Consider the following 12215-nt stretch of genomic DNA (forward strand, 5'->3'; position numbering starts at 1 on the left):
CCACCGCCTTGAGCGAGATTGAGGTCTTGCAGGCCTCCTTGGCGACCTGAAGTTTGAAGCGTGCATCATATCGATTCATGAAATCCTCGGAGTTGGACGGGGTGTCCAACTTCCGGGGGTCACTTCAGTGTCGGGGCTTTTTTTTTGCGGGTTCGGCGAGCCTGGGACATTCATCCGCCTCTGCATAAAGCAGATGGCGGTCGAGCTAGCTTGGTTGAGCTGGCTGCAATCTTTATCGAACGTAACCATTAACTCGAACATGCAGTCGAGGTTGTTTGTTTGCATGTGCGCCCGGCCGGGATTCTGTGCCGACTTCCTCGCTTCCTGTGCGGATTTCCATTATTTCATTAACAAATCGTTGTAAATGCTTGCACTGCCGCGCAGACATTCATTACGTTCGGGTTAAGGCCATCCGACTCCCCGATGACCGCCCCTTATCCGCACTCCAGTTGAAAGGTCAGGAATGAGCAATCAGTTTCGTCGCCAGGTCCTCAAACGTACCGCCCTTGCCGTCGTGCTCGGTGCTTGCCTAGCCAACGGCGCGGTCTATGCGCAGAGCACCACCGGCAGCATCTACGGCAGCGCTCCCTCCGAAGCGGGCAGCACCATTGTCGTACAGAGCGATACCGGCCTCAGCCGCACCATCACCATCGACGCCACTGGCCGCTATAACCTGGGCTCGCTGCCGGTGGGCGCCTACACCGTCACCCTGAAGCGCGGCGACCAAGTCGTCGATACCCGCACGAACGTGCAGCTGCGCGTCGGCTCGGGCACCGAAGTCTCGTTCGCTGGCGCTGGTGCTTCCGGCGGCAACGCCGATGCAACCACGCTCGGCGCGATCACCGTCACCGCCGCAAACGCACCGAAGATCGATGTCAGCTCCACGTCGTCACGTTCGGTCATCACTTCCCAGCAGCTTGCGATCCTGCCACTTGGACGCAGCGCCGAAGCAATCGCGCTGCTGGCACCAGGGGCCGTCGCAGGCAGCGGCGCGTTCGATAACGGCTCGCGTTCGGTCGTGTCGTTCGGCGGCGCAGGCGTCACCGAAAATGCGTACTACATCAACGGATTCAATGTCAGCAATCCGCTCAGCAACCTGGGTGGCGTGAGCTTGCCGTATGGCGCCATCGACCAGCAGGAAACCTACACCGGCGGTTACAGCGCGCGCTACGGTCGCTCGACTGGCGGCGTGATCAATCAGGTGGGCAAGCGCGGCACCAACGAATGGCACTTCGGCGCTCAGGCCGTGTGGGAGCCCAAGGCACTGGCAAGCTCGCCCGAAAACGTGCGCTTCCCCAACAACACGCTGCCAGCAGATTTCGAATACACCAATCCCGACCAGCCTGGAACGCTTTACCGTAGCCGCAAGGACGACGCAGCCAACCGTACTGTCTATAGCGCTTACGCGGGCGGACCGCTGATCGAAGACAAGTTGTTCGTGTTTGTTGCCGGCGAATCCGACAAGACCGATGGCGTGTCCACCAACTCCAGCGCAGCAAGCGTCCTGGGGCGGAACAACTACTCCTACAGCGCGCCGAAGTTCTACGGCAAGATCGACTGGAACATCAACGACAGCAACATCCTGGAATACACCCGCATCGAAAGCACCGATCGTCGCGCGGGCTACTACACCGATTTCGACTACGACACCTTGTCCGGCGGTGGTCGTAGCGGGACATTCGCCGATGCCTACAAGATCAAGGACCGTTACGACATCTTCAAGTACACCGGTTATCTCACCGATGACCTGACCTTGAACGCCACCTGGGGCCGTAGCCGCCAGGACAATCTGCAGAGCAATCCGTACGTCTCCAACCTGCCTTACCTGCAGAATGTGACCAATCAGGATCCTGCACTGACCGGCGGTGCGCCGATTACCAACGATCAGGCAAGCAGCCGCACCAAGGCCGATCGCCCACAGAACAAGACCCGCAGCCTGCGGCTTGAACTCGAATACCGGCTCGGTGACCACGACCTGACCGCTGGCGTGGACAACATGTATTTCAATGCGTCTGACGAGGGTGTTCGCACCACTGGGCCTGGATACCAGTGGTTGTTCGCACGGCAGTCCAACCCGGCTGTCGACATCCGTCCTAGTCTGGGTGTCGGCCCATCGGGCGGCAATGGCTACTATGCGCAGCGCCGTATCTTCACCACGACCACCAGCATGGCCGTCGAGCAGAAGGCGTACTACCTGGAAGACCGCTGGCAGGTCAGCGACAAGTGGCTGGTCCTGCTGGGCATCCGCAACGACAAGTTCACCAACTTCAATAGTGCCGGCGCTCCGTACGTTGACAGTGGCGACCAATGGGCACCACGTCTGGGCGTGAGCTGGGATGTGTTCGGCGATTCGTCGCTGAAGCTGTATGCCAACCTCGGGCGTTACTACCTGGCGCTGCCAAACAGTGTTGCAGTGCGTGGTGCGTCTGCCTCCACCTACACCGACGAATATTTCGCGTATAGCGGCTTGGATGCAAACGGAGAGCCGACCGGCTTGAGAGCGCTGGGCCCGGGCCCGGTCTCCTCGAACGGCGAATACGGCCAGACGCCCGACCCGAATTCGTTCGCACCGAGCGATCTGAAGTCTCAGTACCAGGATGAGTTCCTGATGGGCTTCGAAAAGACGCTCGGCGAGAAGTGGAACTCGGGTGCAAAGGTGACCTATCGCAAGCTGCAGACCGCGATCGACGATGTCTGCGATACAGGCCGGATCGCCGACAAGCTCGAAGCCGGTGGCATCGACGCCTCATCGGTCGCCATTCCTGGTTGCGTGATGTTCAATCCTGGCGAAACCAACACCTACAACCTGACCAATGTTGACGGCTCGGGCCGCACGCAGGTGCGCATGTCTCAGGAGGATTGGGGATTCACCAGCGGTGCCAAGCGTAACTACGTGTCGGTCGACTTGTTCCTGGAACATCCATTTGACGAAAAGTGGTTCGGCCGCGTCGATTACACCTGGTCGCATCTGTACGGCAACACCGAAGGCCAGGTGAAATCCGATCTGGGACAGGCTGACGTTTCCAAAACGCAGGATTGGGACTCGGCAGAGCTGATGTACTACGCAGGCGGAAGTCTGGCCAATGATCGCCGCCATCAGTTCAAGGCATTCGGTGCCTATCAGTTCACACCGGAATGGATGGCATCTGCCACAGTGCGCGTGTTGTCCGGCACACCCAAATCGTGCTTGGGCTATTTCGGTGAGGGCGAGCAGGATCCGATCGGCTATGAGTCGGCCTACCACTATTGCGCCGGTTCCCCTTCGCGTCCGGGCGACGCAGGCCGCACGCCTTGGCTGACGAATCTGGACCTGGGCGTGACCTATCGCCCGTCGTTTGCCGATCACAAGCTCGCCATCGGGCTGCAGGTCTTCAACGTACTCAACGACCGCGATGCCACCCGTGCGGAAGCGGTGTACGGGGATGACCGTTACACGGTGTCGAACACGTATGGCATGGGCACCTACTTCAACCCACCGCGGTTCGTTCGTCTCTCTGCGGCTTATGACTTTTAAGCGCAGCATTCGGAACTAGAACACGCACTTCACCACGGCCCCGAAAGGGGCCGTTTTTTTAAGTGCGACTGCTGGTGCAGCTGCTTCGCAGCCCGCCTCCCGACCATCTACACACCCCGCACCCATGAACTCCGACACCATGCCATCCGGCTGGCGAGGCGTAGAGTGCCGGCCACGGCCCTGGCGACGGGGCTTCCCATTGATGCTTCTGGAGTCCTTTGTGATTCGTACACCTCATCTGTTGACGTTGACCCTGGCCGTGGCCACCGCGCTGAGCGCTTGCAAGAAGTCTGAAGACGCCGCGCCTGCCGCCCCCGCGGGCGACACAGCGGCAACCACGTCCGCTGCACCCAAGACGCTGACCCTGGACCAGAGCAAGCTGCCGGCGGTGAACCAGTTCACCGCGGCCGATCTGGATGCCAACGGCAACGCCTGCACCGATCTCAATGCCTACGCCAACGCCAAGTTCCTGGCCGCCAACCCGGTGCCGGGCGACCGCACCAGCTGGGGCGCGTTCGAAATGCTCGACGAACGCTCCAATGCGGTCCAGCAGCAGCTGGCCGAACAGGCCGCCGCCGACACCGGCGCCACCGGCGTGGAAAAGATCGTCGGCGACCTGTGGTCCACCGGCATGGACGAAGCCAAGATCAATGCCCAGGGCATCGCGCCGCTGAAGCCGGAACTGGCCGCCATCGACGCCATCAGCGACCAGACCAAGCTGGTGGGCTATCTGCGCAGCAGCGCCGCGAAGGGCCACAACGTTCTCTTCAGCTTCGGCGCCGAGGCTGACTTCAAGAAATCCAGCCAGAACATCGCCTATGCGATGCAGGGTGGCCTGGGTCTGCCGGATCCTGAGTACTACACCAGCCCCGCCAACAAGGCCAAGCTGGAGGCCTATCAGGCGCACGTGGCCAAGGTGCTGGAACTGTCCGGCGTGGCTGCGGCCGATGCCGCCGCGCAGGCCAAGCAGGTGGTCGCATTCGAAACCCGCCTGGCCAAGGTCTCCAAGACCAGCACGCAACTGTCGCGCGATGCCTCGCTGGCCTACAACCCGATCTCCCCGGCCGATGCCGACACGCTGACCCCGAACTGGTCGTGGACCGAGTTCTTCACCTCGCAAGGCGTGGCCACGCCGGAGATGTTCTCGCTGGCGATTCCGGCGTTCCATCAGGAAGTGAGCAAGATGATTGCCGACACCGACCCGGCGATCTGGCGCGCGTACCTGCGCTTCCACATCGTCGATGGCGCCTCGCCGTTCCTGAGCCAGCCATTCGTGGACGAGAACTTCGCGTTCTACAACAAGACCATGCGCGGCCAGAAGGAAATCAAGCCGCGCTGGAAGCGCGTGCTGGCCACCATTAACAGCAAGGCCGGCGAAACACTAGGCCAGATGTACGTCAAGGTCGCCTTCCCGGCCGACTCCAAGGCCAAGATGGAAACCCTGGTGAGCAACCTGCGCACCGCGTTGAAAGCGCGCATCGAAAAGCTGGACTGGATGAGCCCGGAGACCAAGACCAAGGCGATCGCCAAGTGGGAAAGCTTCACGCCCAAGATCGGCTTCCCGGACAAGTGGCGCGAATGGAACGGCCTTGCCACCAGTCGCGATAGCTACCTGGGCAATGTGCTGGCCGCGCAGGAATTCAACTACAAGTGGAACCTGTCCAAGATCGGCAAGCCGGTGGACAAGACCGAATGGGGCATGAGCCCGCAGACGGTCAATGCGTACTACAACCCGCTGCAGAACGAGATCGTGTTCCCGGCCGCGATCCTGCAGCCGCCGTTTTTCGACCCGAACGCACCGGAGGAAATGAACTACGGCGGCATCGGTGCGGTGATCGGGCATGAGATGACCCACGGCTACGACGACCAGGGCAGCCGCTTCGGTGCCGATGGCAACTTCATCCCGGATCCGGGCTGGTGGACGCAGAAAGACCTGGACGCGTTCAAGGCACGCACCGGCAAGCTGGTGGCGCAGTTCGACAGCTACCGCACGCCGGCCGGTGACAAGGTCAAGGGCGATCTGACCCTGGGCGAAAACATTGCCGACCTAGGCGGCCTCAACACCGCCTACGACGCGATGAAAACGGCCACCGCCGGCAAGGACGACCCCAAGACCGACGGCATCACCCGCGACCAGCGCTTCTTCCTCAACTGGGCCACGGTGTGGCGCCGCAATTTCACCCCCGAAGAACTCGTCGTGCGCCTGAAGACCGACCCGCACGCACCGGCCAACTTCCGCGCCATCGGTGCACCGTCGAACATGCCGGCCTTCGCCGCCGCGTTCTCGTGCAAGGCCGGCGATGCGATGGTGCGCCAGGGCGACCGGCAGGTTGTGATCTGGTAACTGCGCAATCGCTGTAAAAAAATGCGGGCGGCGATCGAAAGATCGTCGCCCTTTTTTTGGGAACTGCAGCGTGAGCAGCGAGATCCCTTCACGCGTCCGATGCAGGGCCTGCGCCGTGGGTTGGCTGTGGCCGCGTATCAGTCGCCAATCTCATTGCCCTACAAAGAGTGTTTGCACCCGAACACTGACGTTTACAACGTCACTCTTTGGCTTCAAACAGCCGTGTTCTTGTGTCTTCTGCGCGCCCTCAGAGCCTCTCTGGCGCAACAGCCACTTGCGTTAAATACAAGTCTCAACAAAGCTCAAGCGCATGCGCCAATACGGTTGCGCCCGCCTATCCTCGGCGCTCCTTCCCGCGACCTTCCCCCATGTCAGCCATCAAGACGTCGACACTCGCCCTTGCCCTGCTGGTCGCACTGGCGGGCTGCAAGCGCACATCCGACGACAACAGCGTGCAGACGCAGGCCGCGCCGGCGCCCACTGCGACCGCCCCCCCATCCAAGCCGGCCTTTGATATCGGCCAGCTGGACACCGCGTCAAGCGCGTGTACGAACCTGGATAGCTTCGTCAATGCCAAGTGGGCCAAAGCCAATCCGATCCCACCCGACCAGACCAGCTGGGGGGTGTTCGACGAACTGCTGGAAAAGAGCCTGGCCACGCAGCGACAGATTGTCGAAGCCGCTGCAGAGCAGGCAGACAAACAATCCGATCCCCTGACCCGCAAACTGGGCGTGCTGTACGCCTCGGGCATGGACGAACGCGCCATCGAAGCAGCCGGCTACGACCCCATTCGTCCGCAGCTGGAGGCGATTGCCGCACTCAGCTCCAGCACCGCGATTGCCGACTACATCACCAAACGCTACGCAGAAGGCGACGCACTGGTGTTCAACTTCGGTGCCGGCCCCGATTTCCGCAAGGCCGAACAGCAGATCGCGTTTGCCCAGGAAAGCGGCCTGGGCCTGCCGACCAGGGACTATTACACCGCTGCGCAATACGCTCCCATCCGCGCGGCCTACCTCGCCTACATTGCCAAATCGTTCGAACTCACCGGGAGCGATGCCGACACGGCCAAACGCCAGGCCAACGACGTCATGGCGCTCGAATCGCGCCTGGCTGCTGCATCGCTTGCGCCGACCGACGCTCGCCAACCCAAGAATCAATACCACTTCCTCAGCGTTGCCGATGCCGACAAGATCACACCGCACTTTTCGTGGACAACCTTCTTCGCCGCACAGGGCGTGGATGTCGGCCCCGGCTTCTCGCTATCGCAACCACGCTTTTTCGCGGCATTCGATCAACAATTAGCCACCGCGCCGGTGGCGCAGTGGCAGGCATATCTGCGCTTCCACACCATCGATGACGCGTCCAAGCAGCTCAGCAAGGCATTCGTCGATAGCAACTTCGCCTTTTATGGAAAGACGTTGTCCGGGCAGCCCGAACAACGGCCGCGCTGGAAGCGCGTTCTTGGCGCGGTCAACGGGGCCATGGGCGAAGGCCTGGGCCAACTGTACGTCGCCAAGGTCTTCACGCCCGACACCAAGCAACGCGCCGCAGAATTGGTGGACAACATCCGCGCCGCACTCAAGACACGGATCGAGCACGTCGACTGGATGAGCGAGCAGACCAAGGCCAAGGCCTTGGCAAAGTGGGAAACCTTCCTGCCCAAGATCGGTTACCCGGACACGTGGCGCGACTGGTCCGGGCTGGAAATCGTGCCTGGCGCGTATTACCGCAACCTGCAGGCCGCGGCAAAGTTCAACTACCACTACGACATTGCGCAGATCGGCAAACCCACCGATCGCAAGCGCTGGACGATGACGCCACAGACGGTCAACGCGTACTACAGCCCCCAGACGAACTCCATCAATTTCCCGGCCGCAATCCTGCAGCCGCCATTTTTCGATGCCAACGCGGATGACGCGCTGAACTACGGCGCGATCGGCGCGATCATCGGCCATGAGGCGTCGCATGGTTTCGACGATCAGGGCAGCCAATTCGATGGCGCGGGCAACAATGTCAATTGGTGGACGCCGCAGGATCGCAAGGCCTTCGAAGCGCGCACCGATTTGCTGGTCAAGCAATTCGACGCCTATGTGCCGCTGCCGAACCATCCAACCCTGCACGTCAACGGCAAGCTCACCCTGGGCGAAAACATCGCCGATCTGGGCGGCATCAACATTGCCTACGATGCCTTGCAAACCGCACTGCGCGAGCATCCCGAGCGCGCACAGACGATCGACGACTACCGCCCGGAACAACGGTTTTTCCTGGGCTTTGCACGCAACTGGCGCGAGCAGATCCGCGAACAGCAGCAGCTGGTCTATCTGGCTTCGGACCCACACTCGCCGTCCAACCTGCGGGCCATCGCCTCGCCGTCCAACATGCCGCAGTTCGCCCAGGCGTTCTCCTGCAAGGCAGGCGATGCGATGGTGCGCGCCGACAAGGACCGCGTGGTGATCTGGTAAGCGGCTGCAAGCGCTTCCAATGCGATAACACCGCACAGGCCCGCACGCGCGGGCCTGTCGCGTTCATGCAAACGGCCGGTAGTGCTGACGAACGGCCGCGCCCGCCCGCCTGCGCGGCACGCAGCCTTGCTAAACTCCGCCGACTTTACTTTGGCCACCCTTCTTCTCGATGCCCACCATTCGTCCGCTTGCCCTCGCTCTTGGCTTCAGCCTGATCTCGCTGCTGTCCGCCCCCGACGCCGACGCCGCTCGCAAGAAGAAGGCCGCAGCGCCCAAGGCCCCGGCGGTCTCGGCGGCCTGCACCAATTTCTACGACTACGCCAACGCCAACTGGCTCAAGGCCAATCCGGTGCCGCAGGCCGGCGCCGTCACCGCGCTGGGCCAGTTGTCCGAGCGCGCCCTGCAGCAGCAGCGCGAATTGCTCGATGCATCGATGAAGGCCCCGCAGGGCAACGTGCAGAAGCTGCTTGGCGATTTCTGGGCCAGCGGCCTGGACGAAGCGGCGGTCGAAAAGGACGGCTCCAACCCGATCGCCCCTCTGCTTTCGCGCATCGACGCGATCAAGAAGGCCAAGGACGTCCCCGCTTCCATCGCCGCATTGCATCAGGTCGGCATCCCGGTCGGCTTCAACTTTGGCCCGGACGTGGACCTGAAGGCGCTCGATCGCCACATCGGCTACTTCATGCAGGGCGGCATGGGCCTGCCCGACCCGGCCTTCTACACCCGCACCGACGCCGACACCCAGGCGCTGATGGGCCGTTACCGCGCCTACGTCAAGCAGATCCTGGCGCTGACCGGCACCCCGGCCGACAAGCTCGAAGCCGATGCCGCCTCCGTGCTGCAGATCGAAACCGCACTGGCGCGTAGCGCACAGTCGGTGCAGGGCATCAACAACCCGTTCAACAACTACGCCCCGATCGCCACCAAGGAGCTGACCAAGCAGTACAAGAACCTGCGCCTGGCCGACTTCCTGGAGGCGCAGGGCGTCAAGGACGATCTGGTGTCGATGGCCGACCCGGCCATGTTCAAGCAGCTCGACAGCATGATCGTCAGCATCAAGCCGGAGCAGTGGAAGGCCTACCTGCGCTGGCGCGTGGGCGATGCCATGGCGCCCTACCTGTCCAAGAGCTTCCACGATGCCGAGTCCCAGTTCCGCGGCCGTCTGCTGCGTGGCGACGCCTTGCCGCCGCAGCGTTGGCAGCAGGTGCTGGATGCGATCAACGTCGCTGCCGGCCCGATGCTCGGCCGCGAGTATGTGGCGCGTTACCTGAGCAGCGACACCCGCCGCCAGGCCGAAGCCATCGCCGACCAGGTGCGCGACGCGCAGCTGGCCGCGCTGGAGCGCACCGGCTGGGGCAATGGCGAAGCGGTGGCCGAAGCCAAGGCCAAGCTGGCTGCGATGAAGATCGAAGTCGGCGCACCGCGTCGCGATCTGGACTACACCGTGCAGCCGATGGGCCGCGGCAGCTTCGGCGGCAACATGCTGATCGCCTCGACCTGGCGCCACCGCGAAGAAATGAAGCGCATCGGCAAGGGCAACGCCGACCGTCGCTGGGACGTGTTGCCGCAGCAGCCGGCGCTGGCTTACGACATCGCGCAGAACCGCCTGATCGTCACCGCTGCCGTGTTGCAGGCACCGGTGCTGAGCACCGGCAGCATCCCGGCGGCCCAGTACGGCGCCTACGGTGCGCTGGTCGCGCACGAGCTCACCCGCGCGATCGACGCCAAGGGTTCGCTGGTCGATGCCAAGGGCGAGCTGCGCAGCTGGTGGACGCCGGCAGAAAAGACCAGCTGGACGCTGCTCACCGGCAAGGTGGCCAATCAGTTCTCGACCTACCCGTACCCGGGCGTGCCCAACGCCAAGGTCAATGGCGCGCAGACCGCCGAAGAGAACCTGGCCGACCTGGCCGGCGTCGAACTGGCCTGGCAGGCCTTCAGCAAGGCGCAGCCGGCAGCGACCGAGGCCGACAAACAGGCGTTCTTCACTGCCTGGGCCGGCTTGTGGGCACAGCAGTTGTCGCCCAACGAAGCGGTGCAGCGCGCAAGCGCCGACATCCGCGCACCGGGCCAGTGGCGCACCAACGGCCCGCTGTCGAACCTGCCGGAGTTCGGGGCAGCGTTCACCTGCAAGCCGGGCCAGCCAATGCAGCGTGTGGATGCGGACCAGATCAAGATCTGGCGCTGACTCAAGCGTCTGGTCATCCCTTGCAATCAACCCGTCACCACTGGCAACAAAAAAAGAGCGCGGATTCCGCGCTCTTTTTTTTATGTCCACCGCCTTCCCCGATCACGCAGGAGCGGACCAGGCCGCGATGGACGTAACCGATAAAGCCCCATCGCGGCCAGGGCCGCTCCTACGACGCAGTGCAGCTCCGGTGAGTGGCCGACTCAGCGCACCACGCGCAACGGCGGCTTGCGGCCCTTGCCACCGCCCTTGCGGCCACCGTTGCCGCCGAACGGCGACTGGCCGCGCCAGTAGCGGATCATCAACCAGCCGAACAGCATGCCGCCCAGATGCGCGAAGTGCGCCACGCCCGGCTGCCAGCCGGTTGCACCCAGGAACAATTCGATCGCGCCGAACACGATCACGAAGGTGCGCGCCTTCATCGGAATCGGTGGGAACAGCAGCATCACGCGCTGATTCGGGAACAACATGCCGTAGGCCAGCAGCAAGCCGAACACACCGCCCGACGCACCCACCACCGGCGCACCGCTTTGCGTGAACCAGGCCATCAGCAGCTGGCACACGCCGGCACCGGCCACACACACCAGATAGTACGTGAGAAAGCGCTTCTGGCCCCAGGTCTGTTCCAACGGCGCGCCAAACATGAAAAGCGCCAGCATGTTGAAGAACAGGTGGTTGAAACCGCCATGCAGGAACGCATAGGTCAGCAACTGCCAGGGCATGAAACTGGCGCCCAGCGAAAACGCATCGAAGCCGTTGGAGATCGGCCACAGCATCAACGACGACAGTGCCGTGTCGGACGGCAGCACCCCGGCGCCCAGATCGCCCAAGGCCCACTGCAACAGGAACAAGCCGATATTGGCGATCAACAACGCTTTGGTGACGGGGGGCAGTTGGGGCATGGCGGCCTCCTTCGGAATGCCCCCGATGATAACGGCAGGCTTATGAAGGCGCCCACACGGCCGCATCCAACCGCTGCGCAGCACTGGCCCGGCGCACACGCCCCCGCGCTACCTGCACGCCTTCGGCGCGTAACCGCTGACACTGCTCGCGATAGCCTGCCGAGCCTTCGGGCAGGGCGATCCGGCCGTCGCTGCGCAACACGCGGTGCCAGGGCAACTGTGGGTCGTCATTGCCGCTGAGCACGCGCGCCACCAGCCGCGCCCGTCCGGGAAGACCGGCACGCAGTGCGACTTCGCCGTAGCCGGCCACCTGGCCAGAAGGAATTGCACGGATCACCGCAACAATGCGCAGTCGCGCCTGCTCGCTGGAAAGTGCTTCCGCCTTGAGAGCGGCACGCCCAGCGGGAGTGGCACATGGATGCGACGCTGGCAGGCGGGCTTTGGACATCGCGCAAGCATGCCAGCTAATGGGCACGCCATTGCGCACCACCCTCCCACGCGAAGACAAGCGAAAAGCCCCTCTCCCCTCGGGAGAGGGGTTGGAGTGAGGGTACGGGGCAAAGCCACACACAGAAATCGATCAGCGCGGTCAGTCGTCACTCGACGCCAAGTGACGCGACAGCCAATGTTGGACATCACAGCGAGCTGGATCGATACGTCGCTTGTACCGACCCTCACCCCAACCCCTCTCCCGCAGGGAGAGAGGCTTCGATCGTTCTCCAATCTGGAGAAGGCGGCGCACGGCGCCGGGTGAGGCTACGACGGCAGTGAACTTCGCAACCTGCCCTTGATCGAAGCTTAGGCA

At 62.9% G+C, this 12215-nt stretch carries 6 protein-coding genes; 4 read left to right on the forward strand and 2 right to left on the reverse strand.

Annotated features, from left to right (window positions below; translation table 11 throughout):
• The first annotated feature begins 463 nt into the window (after positions 1-463).
• From A7D16_RS11350 to A7D16_RS11365, 4 genes are all read left to right on the forward strand, one after another.
• Positions 464-3514, forward strand: a complete 3051-nt coding sequence (locus tag A7D16_RS11350) for a TonB-dependent receptor (RefSeq protein ID WP_064632733.1) — start codon at positions 464-466, stop codon at positions 3512-3514.
• Positions 3515-3716: 202 nt separating this feature from the next.
• Entirely contained in the window at positions 3717-5858 is a 2142-nt protein-coding gene (locus A7D16_RS11355) for a M13 family metallopeptidase (protein ID WP_064632735.1), read from the forward strand.
• Between the two features lie 368 nt (positions 5859-6226).
• Positions 6227-8323, forward strand: coding sequence for a M13 family metallopeptidase (locus A7D16_RS11360; RefSeq protein WP_064632738.1), 2097 nt, complete (start codon positions 6227-6229; stop codon positions 8321-8323).
• 169 nt (positions 8324-8492) lie between these two features.
• Positions 8493-10508 (forward strand): M13 family metallopeptidase, encoded by a 2016-nt coding sequence (locus A7D16_RS11365; protein ID WP_064632740.1) that lies wholly within the window; start codon positions 8493-8495, stop codon positions 10506-10508.
• Between the two features lie 203 nt (positions 10509-10711).
• Here the strand turns inward: A7D16_RS11365 and A7D16_RS11370 are convergent, their stop codons facing one another.
• Positions 10712-11410, reverse strand: coding sequence for a rhomboid family intramembrane serine protease (locus A7D16_RS11370; protein ID WP_064632743.1), 699 nt, complete (start codon positions 11408-11410; stop codon positions 10712-10714).
• Positions 11411-11450: 40 nt separating this feature from the next.
• The gene (locus A7D16_RS11375) at positions 11451-11858 is read right to left on the reverse strand and encodes an MGMT family protein (RefSeq protein ID WP_064632824.1); all 408 of its coding nucleotides are present in this window, start codon (positions 11856-11858) and stop codon (positions 11451-11453) included.
• Positions 11859-12215: the final 357 nt, after the last annotated feature.

The sequence above is a fragment of the Xanthomonas nasturtii genome (genome assembly GCF_001660815.1).
GTDB lineage: Bacteria > Pseudomonadota > Gammaproteobacteria > Xanthomonadales > Xanthomonadaceae > Xanthomonas > Xanthomonas nasturtii.

Coding starts and splice junctions, on each gene's coding strand:
- A7D16_RS11350 (WP_064632733.1), top strand. CDS start 464: ATGAGCAATCAGTTTCGTCGCCAGGTCCTCAAACGTACCGCCCTTGCC.
- A7D16_RS11355 (WP_064632735.1), top strand. CDS start 3,717: ATGCTTCTGGAGTCCTTTGTGATTCGTACACCTCATCTGTTGACGTTG.
- A7D16_RS11360 (WP_064632738.1), top strand. CDS start 6,227: ATGTCAGCCATCAAGACGTCGACACTCGCCCTTGCCCTGCTGGTCGCA.
- A7D16_RS11365 (WP_064632740.1), top strand. CDS start 8,493: ATGCCCACCATTCGTCCGCTTGCCCTCGCTCTTGGCTTCAGCCTGATC.
- A7D16_RS11370 (WP_064632743.1), bottom strand. CDS start 11,410: ATGCCCCAACTGCCCCCCGTCACCAAAGCGTTGTTGATCGCCAATATC.
- A7D16_RS11375 (WP_064632824.1), bottom strand. CDS start 11,858: ATGTCCAAAGCCCGCCTGCCAGCGTCGCATCCATGTGCCACTCCCGCT.